Genomic DNA, 17,158 nt, shown 5'->3' with positions numbered 1-17,158 from the left:
GTACAACCAAAAGCTGTACTCTTAGACAAAGAATAAAATTAACCTCAATAATAAATTAGCCATGATCCCAGCTAAAACATCATCAATCATAACTCCAACTCCACCCTCTAATTCTTGAAACTTATCAATAGGAGGTGGTTTCAAAATATCAAATAATCTAAATAAAATAAATGCAGGAACCAACATATTACTCCCTAAACCATAGATTGCAATTACAAATCCAACAATCTCATCAATCACAATCTGTTGGGCATCCTTTTCTCCAAAAAATTTCTCAGCACTATCAGCAAGATAAGTACCTACTATAATTAAAATAAAGACTAAAGGAAAATTGATTTCAAAACCAAGTCCTAACCACAACCAAGTTAAAACTAGTCCTACCACAGTCCCAACTGTCCCTGGAGCTACTGGACTGAAACCACTATTAAATCCTGTTGCTAATAACGTAATTATTTTATTCATAATCATCATCCTTAATTAGTTCTTTAGATTTTACTAAATAATCTAAGCCAGAAATAATAGTTAAGATTACTGCAATCCATAATAGTAAGTTAGCATAAGGCAACTGTATAATAATTGCAATTACTGCAAAGATCTGAGCATTGGTTTTATACTTCCCTAAATTACTAGCAGCAATTACAACGCCCTCTGAAGCCGCTAATATTCGCAATCCAGTCACTGCAAATTCACGTCCAATGATAATAATTGCGGGCCAAGCCGTAATATCCCCTAAATCAACTAAAGCGATTAAAGCAGCCGAAATCAATAATTTATCAGCCAAAGGATCAATAAACTTTCCTAACTTAGTAACCAACCCTCTTTTGCGAGCAATATAACCATCTACTCCATCGGTAATCGCAGCTATTATAAAGACCCCCACAGCAATGTATCTTCCATATGTTTGATAGCCTTCAAAGCGAAATAATAAGAAGGCCATAAAGATCGGAACCAATAAGATCCTAAGCAGTGTTAATTTATTGGGTAAATTTAACTTCATTAAACCTCCACTCCCATTAAATCGTATTCATAGGCATCAACAATTTCAACCTCAATCAACTCTCCAACTTCTGCAGTTGAACCTTTGACATATACAACTCCATCAATTTCTGGTGCATCTCGTTCAGTCCTACCAATCACTAATGGTGATTCTTCAGCTTGAATCTCTTCTACTAAAAGAGTCACCTGCTTTCCAATCCACTCTTGATTGCGTTGATAAGAAATCTCCTGTTGTAATTTCATAACCTCTTCATATCTTTCTTCTTTTATTTCTTCTGGAATTTGTCCATCCATTTTAGCAGCTGGAGTTCCTTCTTCTTGAGAATAAGTAAAGACACCTAATCGATCAAATTCTGCTTCTGTAACAAAATTAACTAAATTTTTAAATTCTGCTTCTGTCTCCCCAGGAAAACCTACAATCAAAGAGGTTCTTAGAGAGATACCTGGTATTTTGGCCCGTAATTTTTTAATTACAGCTAAAATATCCTCTTTACTACCAGTTCGATTCATCTTTTCTCTAATTTCAGTATCAGCATGTTGAACTGGTAAATCAAGATAATTACAGATTTTATCCTCAGCAGCTATTAATTCAATTAATTCATCGGTTAAATGACTAGGATAAGCATATAATAATCTAAACCACTTAATACCTTCCACCTGAACTAATTCTTTTAATAACTCAATCAACTTAGATTCACCATATAAATCAATTCCATACTGAGTAATATCTTGAGCAATAATATTGATTTCTTTAACCCCTTGCTGGGCCAACTTTTGTGCCTCATTAACAATGGTATCAATTGATCTACTCCTTAAAGGTCCTCTCAATTGAGGAATTACACAATATGAGCAGCAATTATTACACCCTTCTGCTATCTTCAAATAAGCAGTATAATTAGGACTTAAATTACTTTTAGGCAAATAGCGATCATAATCAAAATCAGGATTTTCAACTTCTACCTTCCTTACTCCTTCTAAACTTTCCTCAATTACATCTACAATTTGATCAAAATTTCCTGTTCCCAAAATAGCATCAACCTCTGGAATCTGCTCCTCTAAATCTCGGCTATATCTCTGGGCCAAACACCCTGTTACTATTAATAATTCACAAGCACCCTCTTGCTTATACTGGGCCAATTCTAAAATTGAATTAATTGACTCCTCTTTAGCATCATCAATAAATCCACAAGTATTGACAATCAGTACATCTGAATTATTATAATTGTCTACGATTTGATATCCTGCTTCACCAATTAAACCCAACATAATCTCGGAATCGACTTGATTTTTTGAACAGCCTAAACTTAATAAACCTACCTTGATCATTTCTAACTCCACTCCTTCTAAGCTTACATCAATTATTATTATAACTATCTAAGTTAAATTTATAATACTACTCTAGCTAATTTCAGCTCAAATCTATAAATTAAAGACAGCAAGTTAACTTGCTGTCTTTATCTAGACCTATTATATACTATTTATCCCCTTAATTCAAAACAATTTTGCTGGACAATCCAAATTTAGTTTGATTTAACATTAATCAATTTCAATCAAATTATACTCTCTATTTCCTAAACCTATCTTCTCTCCATGCCTTAACTGTGCTTCCCAATCTACTTTAGGATGAACCCCTCTAAATTTATCCTCTCCAGGAGCAAAATTATTTACCAGTGCACTATCTTGATTACCCTGTTGTTGATTTACAAGATCAGCAGATGCTTGATCAATTGCTACTGGATCTTTAGCAGCTAAAATCCCAACATCATTGACAATCGGTTGATCGGTCCAACCACAACAATCACAATCTGGTGAAATATCGAGCACAAAATTTATATATCCCACTTTCTCCTCTTTACCTTTTACCACTCCTAAAGTAAACTCTGCCATTCTTTCTTGGACAGCAACTGGAGCATCATCCCACTGTACTGAAATAGCATCGGTAGGACAAGTTACTACGCATTCTCCACAACCTATACATTTCTCCAAATCTATTTCACTGACCTCATTAATTACAAAGGCCTCCTGAGAACACCATTCTTTACATTTACCACAAATAATACACTCTTCACTAGCAATCTCTGGTTCCACAGCCGCATGCATCATCTGCTTTCCACTTCTACTACCTAGACCCATTCCTACATTCTTGATCGCTCCACCAAATCCTGTTAGTTCGTGACCTTTAAAATGGGCCAAGCTGATCATGCCATCTGCTTGTACAATTTCACTACCAATCTTAACTGAACTAAAATGCTCACCATCTATTTCTATCTCCGAAAAATTCTTCCCATTTAATCCATCAGCAATAATCAAAGGTGCTAGAATTGTAGAATAACCAAACCCATTAGCTATTGCTGTATTTAGGTGATCAACAGAATTGGCCCTTGCTCCCGAATATAAAGTATTAGCATCTGTTAAAAAAGGTTTCCCAGCTACTTTTTTGATTCTTTCCACAATCCTCCTGACAAAAATTGGTCTGATAAAAGAATTATTTCCTAATTCGCCAAAATGAAGTTTTACGCCAAATAAATCATCCTTAGCTATTAATTGATCAAATCCAGCCTCTTCAAATAATCTAGTTAGCTTATTAACTAAGCTGCTCTTTTTATTGTTAGCCCGTAAATTACAGAAGTAAACATCACTTTTCATTATTTTCCCCTCCATTATTTTTAGTTATAATACAAATATTATAAATGAATAACTATTTTTACTAACATCATTAATATAATCTTAACAAATAATATAAATGAATTCATCACTAAGGAGGATAATTAATATGCTAGATTATACAAACTTAAATGGCCTAAAGCAGATAGTAACAGATCTCAAAAGAATTCAAAGTAAAGATGCTAAAGATGTTAGATATATTAAAGAAGATGAATTAGATGGCGTTATCAATTTACTCAAAGCTATTGTTAACACAAAGGAATTCAATGAAAAACTAAAGTAAAACCTAATAGTACAAGCTGAGGAATGATAGAGCATTAAAAGCATATGCAAACTCAAATAATCCTAAAATTAACTTTAACCTTTGCTTTTTATTATAATCTTCCCTATCGTATTTAATTCTTGCTTCAAAGTCATCAACAGAACTTATCACCAATTTTTGACCCAACTTGAAGAGACATATTAAAATCAGTCCATAACTTAAAATTTGTAGCAGTAAGTAATTTTCAAATAAAATCGAATTAGCTATATAATATAGAATTAAGAATAAATAAAATATGAAGTTTACAAACTTTAACATTAAGAAAGGATTCTTCTGTTTTCCCACCAACTTTAATTGAGACTTTATATCTTCATATTCAGCAATATAACTTTCAAAACTTTTAGTATTATCCTTTAATTTAACAATAATAGCTATAATATATACTATAGATAAAAAACCTATATACTGATTCATAATTCTCCCCCTTATTTCAAAATCCGAGGAAAGAATTCCTCGGATAACTTTTTTATTTAATAGATAAACTGATTTATATATTATGAACTATCATAACAAAACTTAACTTAGCTTACTCAATTAATAAAATGAGGGGTTCTAAACCTCATTTAATAATCTAATGGTTCTTGGGTAGGATCAGAACCATACTCTTTTTGACCTCTTTCTTGCTCATCTTTTGTTTCATCTTGGTTTAAATTCACTCTTAATTTCTCTACCTCTTGTAATAAAAATTGATAATTACTTTCCATCTCTTCAATAGTCTCTCTTTTTTCAGCTATTCTTTTTTCATATTCATCAAGCCTCATTAAAGCAACCAGCCCTTTAGACTCTTCTTCCAACCTTGGCCCACCATCTTTAGATGTTAATTGATAAGCTTTTTCAACCAAATCAGAAATCTCTTCTCTTCTTTTTTGGTTAGCTTGATAGCTAACATAAGATAAATAATAAAAATATGATGGATAATTTATGTAGTAATTCTCAACTTGAGGAATATAAATTCTTTGTTCAGGATAAATTTTATTTGGGTTTTGAAGATGATTATTTGCCTTAACTAACAACTGCAATGGAATCTCATATTTTCTAGCTAAAGTAAATAAGCTATCCCCTTTTTCAGCTCTAATAACAAAATTATTATTAAAAATATCCGTTTTAGTCCCTAGGGTTAAATTTAAATAATCATAAATTCCCTGCATTAACATTCTTTCTTCTAATTCTTTTAAGCTCTCTTCAGCTACAACTACACCACTTTTAATCCGTTCCAAAACTTGCTGGTCATAACCTCTTCGATTATGTGGTAAATTAATATCAATTTCAACAGGAGGTAAATTAACAGCTAAATAATTAGCTAAGCCAAGTAAAGTATCAACTTTTCTTTTAGACTGGCGTTGATAATTATCTGCTTGCCCGTTAAATTCTTCTCTCAGCTCTTTTTGAGCAAAACCTAACTCTTTTTCACCAGCTTTAAAAGCATTCTTCAATTTTATATCCCGCTCAATCTCTGCTGCCAGCAATAGACTCTTTAAATAAATTGACTTCGCCAAATAATCTGAATATGATAAGTCATTTAAAATAACCTGGTCTAAATGTTTTTTAGCTTGGGGCCAATCCTGACTTTCAAAAGCCATTACTGCTTGTTTATAATTTTCAAAAGCTAAATCCCGAGTAAAACCAACCTTAGTCATCATTAAAATAAAAATTAGCAACAGTATACTTATAGTTTTTTTATTTCTTTTCACTATAAAGACACCCCCTCATCTATCTTAAATTGAAATTAAAATATTATTCCTTTTATTACTTCTAGATTCTAATTAAATATCCTTTAAAATAAATATGGCATTACCGAATAAAAATCAGCAATACCATTATTCTCTATTTAACAAGCTTTCGATCCTTCATCATCTTCATTGCTTGATCAGGTTCATCTGTTACTACAAAAACTTCCTGTATTGAAGAGCTATTTTTAGCTAAAACCTTAACTCCACTGGGTGTATTATACTTCAATTTTAAATGAGGAGGAATACCACTTCCACCACGCCGATTAATTCGACCAGGGATAATGCTTTTAACAATAGATAACTTCGATAAATTTTCTAACAAAGGTAATATATCTTCTATGATTGTATGCTCTCTTTTGATTTTATTAGCTCGATACTTATTATCTTTGCTCATTTTACTCCTCCTTTCTAACCTCCTTATTTATATTATATTGTAAAAAAGTTATTATTCAAAGGTTAATCCATTTTATTTAAAAAAGGTTACTAAATATTTTATCATAAAATTTAAGATTTTGAAAGTTTGTTAATGATAAAAAAGGGGTTGAGACTTAAGTCCCAACCCCTTTTTAATTTAGCAATAAAATACTTAACCACTTAGATTTATTTAATCATTACCTATTATATCTTTTTCCTGGGCAATTACCCGTTCAACTTCTTGTTGTGCTGGCCCACCGATCGTATTTCTAGCATCTACACAGTTCTCAATTGCAATAGCATCATAGATATCCCCTGTAAATACTCCAGAAAAATCATTCCATTCTCTTAATTCTAAATCTGATAAATTTTTATTATTCTCAATACAGTATAAAACAGCCTTCCCTACTACTTCATGAGCTTCTCTAAAAGGCACTCCTTTATCTACTAAATAGTCAGCAACATCAGTAGCATTAACAAAACCACCCTCAGTAGCTTCTTTCATCTGTTGTTGATTAAAGCTAGTATTAGCTAGCATTCTAGCAAAGATTTCTAAGCTAATTTTTAAAGTATCTACAGTATCAAACAGACCTTCTTTATCTTCTTGCATATCTTTATTATATGCTAATGGTAGACCTTTCATGGTAGTTAATAATTGCATTAAATGTCCATACACCCTACCAGTCTTACCTCTAATCAATTCAGGAATATCTGGATTCTTCTTTTGAGGCATGATACTACTACCAGTACAGAAAGCATCAGCTATCTCCACAAATTCAAATTCAGAAGATGACCATAAAATCAACTCTTCGCTTAAGCGGCTTAAATGCATCATTACCGTAGCAGCAATACCTAAAAACTCAATAATAAAGTCTCGATCACTGACTGCATCTAAGCTATTTTGGCTAACCTCAGAAAAGTTTAATTCTTGAGCAACATAATCTCGATCTATTGGAAATTTAGTTCCAGCTAATGCTCCAGAGCCTAATGGTAGTACATTAACCCGTTGATAACAATCAGCTAAGCGCTGCTGGTCACGTTTCAATTTTTGCTGGTAAGCTAACAAGTGATGGGCCAACCTAATCGGTTGAGCTCGCTGCAGATGAGTATAACCCGGCATAATAATTTCAATATTATCTTCTGCTAACTCCAATAATGTTAGTTGTAAATTCTTAGTCAGCTCTGTAACCTGCTCAATTTGATCTCTTAAATATAATCTAATATCTAATGCAACCTGATCATTTCTACTCCGAGCTGTATGTAGCTTTCCACCTACTTTTCCTATCTTCTCAATCAACCTTCGTTCAATATTCATATGAATGTCTTCTAACTCAACTGTAAATTCAAAGTCACCCGCTTCAATCTCAGCTAAAATCTCCTTTAAGCCTGCCACTATCTGATCTTTATCTTCTACTGAAATAATGTCACATTTAGCTAGCATTTTAGCATGTGCAATACTTCCTTGAATATCATATTGGTATAATTTATAATCAAATCCAATCGAAGCATTGAATTTTTCTACTAATTGATCAGTACTTTCAGAAAATCTTCCATCCCATAATTTCATATTACTACTCCTTTCTTAAATTAACTTCTTACTGATTACTGCCCGAGTATAATCACTTTTATTCTGTAAACCACTAATTTGATAGCCTAAGTTTCGATAGAATTTTAATAACTTCTTTAACTTATAAGCAGAATGGAGTATAATCTCTTCTCCACCTTGAGCTTGAGCCTGCTTTTCAACAGTAGCAACCAACTTAGAACCAATCTTTTGGCCCCGGTATCCAGCTAAAACTCCTAATCTACTCAAACAAAATTTAGTTTCAGATAAAGAATGATAACGAACCGAGCCAACTGGTTCGTTATTATAAATGGCAACTAAGACTTCTTTAGTCTCAATATCTTCTTTAACATCTTCTTTCTTCTCTAATAATGCAGGAGAAATCGAAGAATTAGTAGGTACATTATAATCTTGAAAGATCCGCTTAGTCAGATCAAAGACTAATTTAACATCTTGACTGGTAGCTTTTCTAATTTTAACCTTTTTGCCCTCCACATTTTGAGGGGTTAAAGCCAACTTACTCATTATGGATCTTTCCATGAACCTTTAATGGCAACCCAAATAATTCAATAAATCCAATTGCCGATTCATGATTGAATGTATCAGACTTATCATAGGTAGCTAGATTTTCTTGATATAACGAATTATTAGACTCTCTACCAACTACCGTACAACTACCTTTATATAACTTAACTTTAATAGTTCCATTAACATATTGTTGTGTATAATCAACGAAAGCATCTAATGCTTCTCTAAGTGGAGAGAACCACTGACCATAATAAACCAATTCAGAATATTTATCTGCTACTGCTTGCTTATAGTGAGCTGTTTCTCTATCCAATACTAAATCCTCTAACTGGCTGTGAGCTTCCTGTAATACTGTATAAGCTGGCACTTCATAAATTTCTCGAGATTTAATTCCTACCAATCGATTCTCTACCATATCAATTCTTCCCACGCCATGCTTAGTAGCAATTTCATTTAAAGCAAATACTAAGCTTACTGGATCCATCTCTTCTCCATTCAAAGCAACTGGTTCTCCATTCTTAAATTCAAGCTCTACATATTCAGGCTTATCAGGTGCATCCTCAGGAGCAGTAGTAATCTGATAAACATCCTCTGGTGGTTCTTGAGCTGGGTCTTCTAAGATTCCACATTCAATACTAACCCCTAACATATTTCGATCTATACTATAAGGACTCTCCTTAGTAGCCCCTACTGGAATTCCCTTCTTTTCTGCATACTCAATCTGTTCCGGTCGTGAATTAAACTCCCATTTTCTTAAAGGAGCAACAATCTCAATCCCTGGAGCTAAAGCTTGAAATGATACATCAAAACGTACCTGGTCATTTCCCTTTCCAGTACATCCATGAGCTACAGCATCTGCTCCTTCCTTTTTAGCTACCTCAATCATTTTTTTAGCAATCAAAGGTCGAGAATAAGCAGTGGTTAATGGGTACTTGTCTTCATAGATTGCTCCTGCTTTTAATCCCTTAAATGCATAATCAGTTAAAAACTCTTCCTTTAAGTCATCAACATAAGCTGCAACTGCCCCTGTTTCTAAAGCTTTCTCTTTCACCGGTGCTAAAGGTTCATTCTGCCCTACATCTGCTGAATAAGTAACAACTTCTACACCATATTTATCTTGTAACCATTTGATAGCAACTGAAGTATCCAATCCTCCTGAATAAGCCATAACAATCTTATTAATCTCTTTTTTCATCTCAATTCCTCCTTGATTTATATTAAAGCTATACACTTCTAATCAACTGTTGTTTATTATTATACATTTTAATGAATAATAATTCAACAACTAATTTTAATTTCTCCTTCCTAATTCAGCATAAAATCAATTAATCCTTCAATCTTTTCTAATTAACAACCTTTATTTTTGCTCAAATTCAACATTAATTATATCTCTTCAGTTAATTTTTTATTCAATTAAGGGCCTAAAATCAAAAAAAGAGCAGCAAAGCTGCTCCTTAAATATCAAATCACCTTACTCCAGACATTCATATCTTCAAAACCACCAGCAATATTACAGTTTTGAATCAATCTTCCTGTATATTCATAACTAGTGCTACTAAAAATCTTATTAATTCCAAAAACGTTGGCCCGAGCAATCGTATAGAGTGATTGATAATTATTTATCTTCAATTCCTCTTCTAATCTATTTAATAAATATCCTGCTAACCCCTGACCTCTATGCTCAACACAAGTAGCAAAATCAGTCAACTCTGCATTCTTATATTCTACTACTGTCTCGGCAGCTGCAGCTGAAACTATCTTTCCTTCTTTACTAATGACTCCATAAATGGTTCCTTTCTTCTTCATCTGATTTAAATAATCTTCCCTCTTGATTGGATAAGGATAACTGGTAAAAACATCATCATATAAATTGGACAATTGAGTCAAATCATTCTCAGTAGCTAATCTAAAATTATATCCCGCTGGTAAAGTAAGTTCATTATCCTGCCCGCTAGATTTAACTTTGCTTACTAGCTCTTCCTTTTTATTTATATCATAGCTTTTTTTTCTATTTTCACTTAAATAAAAAGCCATTAAAATTGCATCCTCTGAACCATAAAATGATTTTACAACCGCTTCAGATTCAAAACCAATGCTTTCTAATTCTTGTTTGTCTTTAGCATAAGCTTTAACCCAAATCTTAGTTAAATTTCTACTATGAGCAATAGCTGTTAATTCCTTAACCAAGCCTGACAAATTACTCCCTCGATACTTCTTAATCACAATTCGCTTATTAAAGAAAGAAAGGTTAATTTGAGCTTGATAATTAGCTCCCTTTAAATTAATTAATTCATCTTGTTTCTTATCCATCATAACTTGCATAGCTTCTTTCACCTGTCCTTAAGCTAACCACATCATCGTCTTCAGCAAACAAACGTTCTAAGCCCACTTTTTTCTGCTCTTCATCTTGACCATTAAAAGGTTGCTCACAAATATTACATTCTGGTGGACAATTATGGGGTCTGACTTCTGGCTCAGTATAAACTGTAATTGTCCCCTCAAAGTTTCTTAAAATAGTTTTTCGACTAGATGAAGATAACAAATAATTAGGGGTTACTGGTATTTTTCCGCCTCCACCTGGAGCATCAACTACATAACGTGGTACTGCCATACCAGAAGTATGACCAATCAAATGCTCCATAATCTCTATTCCTTTAGCTACCGGTGTTCTAAAATGTTCAATTCCTTGCGACAAATCACACTGATACATATAATAAGGTCTAACTCTATTTTTAACCAGCTTATGCATCAAATTCTTAATTATTTCAGGACAATCATTGACATCCCGTAGCAAGACAGTCTGATTACCTAAAGGAACTCCTGCATTAGCTAACTTATCCAATGCCTGCTTAGATTCAGCAGTTATCTCTTGTTCATGATTAAAGTGAGTATTAATCCAGACTGGGCCAACTTCGTGTAGCATCTCTACTAGGGAATCATCAATTCTCTGTGGTAGAACTACTGGAACTCTACTTCCAATTCTTACTATCTCTACATGTGGTATTTCCTTCAACCTATTAATAACTATTCTTAGTTTCTCTAGATCAACTAATAACGGATCTCCACCTGATAATAAGACATCTCTAACCTGAGGATTATTCCTAATATAATTAATCCCTTTCTCAATCTGAGAAAAATTAATCGGCTGTTTCTCATCTCCAACCTTTCTTTTTCGAGTACAATGGCGACAAAACATTGAACATTCATTAGTAATCAATAATAAAACTCGGTCAGGATAGCGATGGGTTAAACCATCAACTGGAGAGTGTTCATCTTCACATAATGGATCATCCATTTCATAATTAAAATTATCTAATTCCAACTTATCTGGAATTGCTTGTTTTTTAATCGGGCAATTTTTGTTATCAAAATTGATCAGTGAAGCATAATAAGGAGTGATCGACATAGGAAATATTTCAATTGCCTTTCTAATCTCCTTAGCTTCAGTTTCAGAAAGATCAAACCTACTGTTCAATTCTTCTACAGTTGTAATCCTATTTTCTAATTGCCAACGCCAATCATTCCATTCATCTTCAGTACAAGCCCATTCTTCCTTAATTTCATTACGGTCCATCTGTTATCTCCTCCCAAAATTAGCTGATAACAAAAAAACTGAGCACTTAGCACAGCTAAGCAACTCAGATCGCTCACTCAAAAACCTTATTCTGGAAATTTCAAAGTAATAATAACAAACATAAGCGGGAATGTCAAATAGTAATTTATGGAATTGATTCGTTGTTATCTTGCTTTATCATCCCTTCTAACATATCTATAAATCATTATTATTTTTTTGGCAATTAGGACAGATCCCATACATTTTCATTCTATGCTCTAAAATAGCATAATCTGTTTCTTGATCTACTTCAGTTTCAAATTGTTGTAAGGGACAATCCAGCGGCCTAATTTCCTCACAATTAATACAGATTAAATGATGGTGATGCTCTCCTTTAATTAACTCAAATTTATTTTTTTGTTCATCAAAGTTCAAATTTCTAACAACTCCATTAGATTTAAAACAGTTAAGGTTTCGATAGACAGTTGATAATCTTAAGTTAACCCCTTCTTTTTTCAATTTAATAAATATTTCTTGAGCTGATAAGGGCCTTTCAATCTGTAGTAATACTCTTAAAAGAGCAGACCGTTGTTTGGTCCACCTAATTCCTTTCTCCTTTAACTTTTCTTTCCATAAAATTAGCTCATCCATTTCAATCCCTCATTTATTTCTTCAATTTTACTAATTAAGTTTTGCTTTAATTATCCTTAACTTCTAATTCTAAATTAGAAGTTTTACTCTGATAAATTAACTTTTTAATATTTTTATATACAATTACTCCTAACAAATAAAATACACTAACAATAATAATAGTGCCTCCTGGTGCTAGATCATAATAAAAAGAGCTGACAAGGCCTGTATTAAGGGCCAACATGCTGAATACCACACTATAAAAAATAGTCTGTTTAAAGCTCTTAGCAAGTTGTAAACTTGTCGCTACTGGTAAAGTAATCAAAGAAGAAACCAGCAAACTACCAATAATCCTTATAGATAAAGAGATAGTTATCGAAACTAAAACCATAAATAACAGATTTAATAGTCTAACAGAAACACCAGCCAACTTTGCATCTTCTTCATTAAAAGCTAAAAAGAAAAATCCATAGTATAATAATGATATTGTACCAATAATCAATACCCCCAGCGGAATTACTATAAATAAATCCTGCCTTGTTATTAAAGATATACTACCAAATAAATAACTAAAGACCCCAGAATTATTATTACTTAAACTGATTAATATAGTAGCTACTCCTAAACCACCAGCCAAAATTATTGACAGGGATAACTCAGCATAATCCTTATAATCTTTTCTTAATTTTTCAATCCCTAAAGCTGCTAAAATCGAAACTAATAAAGCAGTATAAACGGGATAAACGCCTAAAATCATTCCCAAAGCTACTCCTGCTAAAGCTACATGAGATAAAGTATGTCCAATCAATGCTAATCTTTTTAAAACTAAAAAGACCCCTACCAATGGACAAATAATAGCTATAATATTGCCAACTATAAAAGCACGTTGCATAAAATAATAGCTAAAAATATCTAACATTATTAAGTACTCACCACCTGATGATTATGCTCTGGAATTAAAATACTATTATTTGTTTTTATCTGATTAAGATAAGCAAGGTAATCAAACTCCTCCATTTGATGAGAATAAAGCTTTTGATCAGAAAAACAGACAATCTTATCAGCTTGACTACTTATCATATTAATATCATGGGAGATCATTACTATTGTAATCTCTAACCTTCGATTTAATCGAGCAAGCAATTGATAAAAATCATCCTGTGCTTGAGCATCAACCCCTACTAGCGGCTCATCTAACAAGATTATTTCTGGATCATTGACTAAGGTTCTAGCAATAAAGACCCTCTGTTGTTGTCCCCCTGATAACTCACCAACCATTCTATTCTTATATTCTAACATATTAACAAGTTCTAAAGCTTGTTCAACCTCCTTGTTTAATTTATTGGTTAAAAACTTGAACATTCCCATCTTTGAATATAGGTTGGCCCCTACAATCTCTTTAACAGTAGCTGGAAAACTACTATTAAATTCTCGCGCCTTCTGAGAAATATATCCTACTTTAGTCCAATTATTAAAGCTACTTATTGGCTGACCTAAAATTTTAATCTCACCCTGTTTAAAATTTAAAATACCTACTAATAACTTCAATAAAGTACTCTTCCCTGAACCATTAGGGCCAATAAAGGCGATAAAATCACCTTTATTGACCTCTAGACTAATATCATCTAAAATAAGTTTATTATCATATTTAAAGGATAAATTATTAATCTCTATTACTTTTTCCTCCACTTTAATTCACCAATGCTTTCCTTAAAGTTATAAGATTCTTTCTCATGATTGAGAAGTAATCCTCTCCTGCTTCTACATCCTCTGGCCTTAGCCCTTCAATTGGATTTAATTTCAAAACTTCCAAATCAGCTTCCTCAGCCAAGACTTCTGCTGTTCTAGGATTAGCTAGTACTTCTAAAAAGATATAATCTAGATTATACTTGTTAACATCTTTGGTTAATTGGGCCAAAGTCCCAGGACTTGGCTCTTGATGTGGACTGACACCTGTTACAGAAAGTTCCTGCAAGCCATATCTCTCAGCTAAATATTGAAAAGCTGAATGAGAGACTAAGATATAATCACTCTTTCTATTGGCTAATGCTTCTTTATATTCTTGATCTAACTCTTTTATTTCTTGAGCAAAATCATTATAATTAGCTCGATAAATCTCTTCATTTTCTGGATTTAACTCACTTAATTTCTCAACTAATTGCTCTGCAATCAACCTCATATTGATTGGGTTTAGCCAAATATGTGGGTCATACTCTCCATGATTATGGCAATGAGTACTATGAGTATAACTATGGTTATTATCCTCACTCCCATGCTCATGTCCCTTATCTTCAACAACCTCTATCGTAATCGGTCGTGCCTCCCAATCAGCATGCTCTTTATGCCATAATTGAAAAACAACTGCAACCTCACCAACAGACTCACCTCGCAAATGTAGATGATCCCCATAAGAAGCTATCTCCACAACACCTTCTGAAGAATGAGAATCGATACCTGCATTAAATTGATAATTTTCATTATCTCCTAATGTAATCTGATGCCCATGATCATCTCTAAAAATAGCACCAAGTGAAATATGCTCTCCCTTCTTAATTTTTGGAATAAAACCGTGCCAATGATCATTATAAAATTTAGCTATAACCTGGTCCTGACTTCTATCAATAAGCTCAACTTCGCCTACTTCTTGATGGCTATGATCATGTTCACATTTATGACTATGCTTGTGACTATGATTATATCCATAATCTCCATACTCTAATACTTCTACAAAATTACTAGCATTAATTGTCTTAACATCTGTATGGTTTAAATTCTCTACCAGCCTATCCGCCCACGGTTCCAGCTCTAATCCATTATACAAAAATAGATCAGCCTGCTCAATTTGAGCAATCTTACGTGGTGATGGCTCATAACTATGTACCTCTGTTCCATGTGGTACAACAAGTTCAGCATCTACCCTATCACCACCAATCTTATTAACAAGGTCATATAAAGGATAAAAACTACTATAAACAACTAAATTTTCTTCTGCTTCTTCCTGCTGTAAGGCCTCTTGTTTTTGAGTACAACCAACTATAATTAGACTTATCATTAATAAACCGATTAAAGAAAAGAAATTAATCTTTTTCATAACTCTCCCCCTTTTTGCAAATAATTTGCATCTAATCTATATATATGTTACAAAATAGAAATTATAATGTCAATATTTACTAAAATAAAAAAATCAGACCTCTTTAAAGAGATCTGACTTTCTCTATTCCTTTAGAAGAAAGCTGATTACTTCACCTATAAACTTCATCAATAACTCTAAAAAATTGATATAACCATTAAAAATAAAAAGAGAATGGACGTCCATTCTCTTTATTCTAAGTAACTTTTTGGATCTACTGGTTCCCCATCTATTCTAATTTCAAAATGGACATGTGGTCCTGTACTCTGTCCTGTGCTACCTGCCTTAGCAATTACTTCTCCTTGACTGACTTGTTGACCGGATCTTACTGATAATTGTGAGTTATGAGCATATAAAGTCACAACTCCATTTCCATGATCAATTGTTACTGTTTTTCCATAACCTCTAATCCAACCACTACTTAATACCTCACCTGCTCTAGATGCTTCAACAGGTGTTCCTTCAGGAACTGCAATATCAATTCCACTATGGAATTGTCGTTCGTTAGAAACTGGGTGTGCCCGCCAAGCAAAACCAGAGGTTATCCTTCCTCGTACTGGCCAAATAAAATCTCTTTCCACTGATTTAACATTCTCTGAAGTCTCTGGTAGATTAATCATCAACTTTGGAATCTTAATTCTTTGCCCAGGAATAATTCTATCCGTTCTTAAATCATTTTCTTCTCTAATCCTGCGAACTGTAGTATTATACTCTCTAGCAAGCCTTTCTAAAGTATCTCCAGAACGAACCTGGTAATCAATAAACTCATAAAATTCTGTAGTGCTTACCCCACCTAAACCGCTCTTAGGAATAATTAACTCCTGACCAACTTGCAAAATATCAGAACTAAGGTCATTAGCTTTCTTAATCACATCAAGCGAAACCCCATATGTATCAGCTAAACGAGATAGATTATCTCCCCTTCTTACTGTGTGCTCATCAAAACTGAGAGCTTGCTCTAACCTAGTCCAAGTCTGACTCCCTACAACTCCATCAGAAGGAAGATCACTTTTTCCTTGAAAGTTAATTACTGCTTCTTCAGTAGCTTCTCCAAAAATACCATCAATTATTATCTTCTCTCCTAGCATAACCAAACTCTCTTGTAACTCTCTAACATCATTTCCTCGCATACCTCTTTGCAACACTCGTTGATTGACTCTAGCAAATCCAGCTGTTGAACTGATAATTACTATAGCTAAAACAAGTAAGATTATTAAACGATCACGTTTCACTTTTTAATCCTCCCTAGTTTACATTAATTTACATCACTCTCTTCTCATCACTTTTAATATACCATAATTTCAATCTCGTATTCATTAATTAATTTTAGTACACAAAATTTTCATTTATTCCAATAATTACAAAAACAATTAACTACAATAAGATAAAACTATTTTTTATCCCCTCCTACTTTCATAAGATTAATAGAAATAAACGGACAAGCTTATTTATTAAAATTATATCACTTTTTTTTATTCCTAACAATAGAATAAAATGCCACTTTTAATTAATTCTCGCTCCAAATAGTTTAATCCTTCCTAAAATCAACTAACTTTGAAATAAAACCAAAATAAGACCAACTCTTTAGCTGCTTACCTTTCAAACTATATGAACTATTTTCTAATAT

General features: G+C 33.0%; 18 protein-coding genes. 1 reads left to right on the top strand and 17 read right to left on the bottom strand.

Annotated features, from left to right (window positions below):
* Positions 1-21 precede the first annotated feature (21 nt).
* From ACKF5P_RS02435 to ACKF5P_RS02420, 4 genes are all read right to left on the bottom strand, one after another.
* The gene (locus ACKF5P_RS02435) at positions 22-462 is read right to left on the bottom strand and encodes a phosphatidylglycerophosphatase A (RefSeq protein WP_408955907.1); all 441 of its coding nucleotides are present in this window, start codon (positions 460-462) and stop codon (positions 22-24) included.
* The gene (gene pgsA / locus ACKF5P_RS02430) at positions 455-997 is read right to left on the bottom strand and encodes a CDP-diacylglycerol--glycerol-3-phosphate 3-phosphatidyltransferase (RefSeq protein ID WP_408955906.1); all 543 of its coding nucleotides are present in this window, start codon (positions 995-997) and stop codon (positions 455-457) included. The genes ACKF5P_RS02435 and pgsA overlap by 8 nt, the downstream gene beginning before the upstream one ends.
* Complete coding sequence (gene rimO / locus ACKF5P_RS02425) at positions 997-2,322, bottom strand: 30S ribosomal protein S12 methylthiotransferase RimO (RefSeq protein WP_408955905.1); 1,326 nt, start codon at positions 2,320-2,322, stop codon at positions 997-999. Before rimO ends, pgsA begins: the two co-directional genes overlap by 1 nt.
* Positions 2,323-2,532: 210 nt before the next feature.
* On the bottom strand, positions 2,533-3,642 hold the full coding sequence (locus tag ACKF5P_RS02420; protein ID WP_408955904.1) for a DUF362 domain-containing protein: 1,110 nt from the start codon (positions 3,640-3,642) through the stop codon (positions 2,533-2,535).
* Between the two features lie 127 nt (positions 3,643-3,769).
* Between ACKF5P_RS02420 and ACKF5P_RS02415 the strand changes: the two genes are divergently transcribed.
* Positions 3,770-3,943, top strand: coding sequence for a hypothetical protein (locus tag ACKF5P_RS02415; RefSeq protein ID WP_408955903.1), 174 nt, complete (start codon positions 3,770-3,772; stop codon positions 3,941-3,943).
* A gap of 3 nt (positions 3,944-3,946) precedes the next feature.
* Here the strand turns inward: ACKF5P_RS02415 and ACKF5P_RS02410 are convergent, their stop codons facing one another.
* From ACKF5P_RS02410 to ACKF5P_RS02350, 13 genes are all read right to left on the bottom strand, one after another.
* Entirely contained in the window at positions 3,947-4,396 is a 450-nt protein-coding gene (locus ACKF5P_RS02410; protein WP_408955902.1) for a hypothetical protein, read from the bottom strand.
* A gap of 149 nt (positions 4,397-4,545) precedes the next feature.
* Complete coding sequence (locus ACKF5P_RS02405) at positions 4,546-5,673, bottom strand: LysM peptidoglycan-binding domain-containing protein (RefSeq protein WP_408955901.1); 1,128 nt, start codon at positions 5,671-5,673, stop codon at positions 4,546-4,548.
* 133 nt (positions 5,674-5,806) lie between these two features.
* On the bottom strand, positions 5,807-6,106 hold the full coding sequence (locus tag ACKF5P_RS02400; protein WP_408955900.1) for a DUF2103 domain-containing protein: 300 nt from the start codon (positions 6,104-6,106) through the stop codon (positions 5,807-5,809).
* Positions 6,107-6,316: 210 nt separating this feature from the next.
* Complete coding sequence (gene argH, locus ACKF5P_RS02395) at positions 6,317-7,693, bottom strand: argininosuccinate lyase (RefSeq protein WP_408955899.1); 1,377 nt, start codon at positions 7,691-7,693, stop codon at positions 6,317-6,319.
* Positions 7,694-7,708: 15 nt separating this feature from the next.
* Positions 7,709-8,215, bottom strand: a complete 507-nt coding sequence (locus ACKF5P_RS02390) for a GNAT family N-acetyltransferase (protein WP_408955898.1) — start codon at positions 8,213-8,215, stop codon at positions 7,709-7,711.
* Positions 8,208-9,413, bottom strand: a complete 1,206-nt coding sequence (locus ACKF5P_RS02385; protein WP_408955897.1) for an argininosuccinate synthase — start codon at positions 9,411-9,413, stop codon at positions 8,208-8,210. Before ACKF5P_RS02385 ends, ACKF5P_RS02390 begins: the two co-directional genes overlap by 8 nt.
* Before the next feature lie 266 nt (positions 9,414-9,679).
* Positions 9,680-10,540 carry a putative beta-lysine N-acetyltransferase gene (gene ablB / locus ACKF5P_RS02380; protein WP_408955896.1) on the bottom strand — a complete coding sequence of 287 codons (861 nt, stop codon included), beginning with the start codon at positions 10,538-10,540 and terminating at the stop codon, positions 9,680-9,682.
* The gene (gene ablA / locus ACKF5P_RS02375; protein WP_408955895.1) at positions 10,521-11,792 is read right to left on the bottom strand and encodes a lysine 2,3-aminomutase; all 1,272 of its coding nucleotides are present in this window, start codon (positions 11,790-11,792) and stop codon (positions 10,521-10,523) included. Before ablA ends, ablB begins: the two co-directional genes overlap by 20 nt.
* A gap of 195 nt (positions 11,793-11,987) precedes the next feature.
* Positions 11,988-12,422 carry a Fur family transcriptional regulator gene (locus tag ACKF5P_RS02370; RefSeq protein ID WP_408955894.1) on the bottom strand — a complete coding sequence of 145 codons (435 nt, stop codon included), beginning with the start codon at positions 12,420-12,422 and terminating at the stop codon, positions 11,988-11,990.
* A gap of 46 nt (positions 12,423-12,468) precedes the next feature.
* A complete protein-coding gene (locus ACKF5P_RS02365; RefSeq protein ID WP_408955893.1) occupies positions 12,469-13,320 on the bottom strand; it encodes a metal ABC transporter permease in 852 nt (283 codons plus the stop codon).
* A 2-nt stretch (positions 13,321-13,322) separates the two neighbouring features.
* Positions 13,323-14,090, bottom strand: coding sequence for a metal ABC transporter ATP-binding protein (locus ACKF5P_RS02360; RefSeq protein ID WP_408955892.1), 768 nt, complete (start codon positions 14,088-14,090; stop codon positions 13,323-13,325).
* 1 nt (position 14,091) lies between these two features.
* The gene (locus ACKF5P_RS02355) at positions 14,092-15,492 is read right to left on the bottom strand and encodes a metal ABC transporter substrate-binding protein (RefSeq protein WP_408955891.1); all 1,401 of its coding nucleotides are present in this window, start codon (positions 15,490-15,492) and stop codon (positions 14,092-14,094) included.
* A gap of 230 nt (positions 15,493-15,722) precedes the next feature.
* A complete protein-coding gene (locus ACKF5P_RS02350; RefSeq protein ID WP_408955890.1) occupies positions 15,723-16,763 on the bottom strand; it encodes a peptidoglycan DD-metalloendopeptidase family protein in 1,041 nt (346 codons plus the stop codon).
* Positions 16,764-17,158 lie beyond the last annotated feature (395 nt).

The organism is Natroniella sp. ANB-PHB2 (genome assembly GCF_046097105.1).
GTDB lineage: Bacteria > Bacillota > Halanaerobiia > Halobacteroidales > Halobacteroidaceae > Natroniella.
Note: the sequence above shows the minus strand (reverse complement) of the source record. Positions and strands in the feature narration are given on the sequence as shown.

Coding starts and splice junctions, on each gene's coding strand:
- ACKF5P_RS02415 (WP_408955903.1), top strand. CDS start 3,770: ATGCTAGATTATACAAACTTAAATGGCCTAAAGCAGATAGTAACAGAT.
- pgsA (WP_408955906.1), bottom strand. CDS start 997: ATGAAGTTAAATTTACCCAATAAATTAACACTGCTTAGGATCTTATTG.
- argH (WP_408955899.1), bottom strand. CDS start 7,693: ATGAAATTATGGGATGGAAGATTTTCTGAAAGTACTGATCAATTAGTA.
- ACKF5P_RS02410 (WP_408955902.1), bottom strand. CDS start 4,396: ATGAATCAGTATATAGGTTTTTTATCTATAGTATATATTATAGCTATT.
- ACKF5P_RS02390 (WP_408955898.1), bottom strand. CDS start 8,215: ATGAGTAAGTTGGCTTTAACCCCTCAAAATGTGGAGGGCAAAAAGGTT.
- ACKF5P_RS02385 (WP_408955897.1), bottom strand. CDS start 9,413: ATGAAAAAAGAGATTAATAAGATTGTTATGGCTTATTCAGGAGGATTG.
- ACKF5P_RS02400 (WP_408955900.1), bottom strand. CDS start 6,106: ATGAGCAAAGATAATAAGTATCGAGCTAATAAAATCAAAAGAGAGCAT.
- ACKF5P_RS02435 (WP_408955907.1), bottom strand. CDS start 462: ATGAATAAAATAATTACGTTATTAGCAACAGGATTTAATAGTGGTTTC.
- rimO (WP_408955905.1), bottom strand. CDS start 2,322: ATGATCAAGGTAGGTTTATTAAGTTTAGGCTGTTCAAAAAATCAAGTC.
- ACKF5P_RS02370 (WP_408955894.1), bottom strand. CDS start 12,422: ATGGATGAGCTAATTTTATGGAAAGAAAAGTTAAAGGAGAAAGGAATT.
- ablB (WP_408955896.1), bottom strand. CDS start 10,540: ATGCAAGTTATGATGGATAAGAAACAAGATGAATTAATTAATTTAAAG.
- ACKF5P_RS02355 (WP_408955891.1), bottom strand. CDS start 15,492: ATGAAAAAGATTAATTTCTTTTCTTTAATCGGTTTATTAATGATAAGT.
- ablA (WP_408955895.1), bottom strand. CDS start 11,792: ATGGACCGTAATGAAATTAAGGAAGAATGGGCTTGTACTGAAGATGAA.
- ACKF5P_RS02420 (WP_408955904.1), bottom strand. CDS start 3,642: ATGAAAAGTGATGTTTACTTCTGTAATTTACGGGCTAACAATAAAAAG.
- ACKF5P_RS02365 (WP_408955893.1), bottom strand. CDS start 13,320: ATGTTAGATATTTTTAGCTATTATTTTATGCAACGTGCTTTTATAGTT.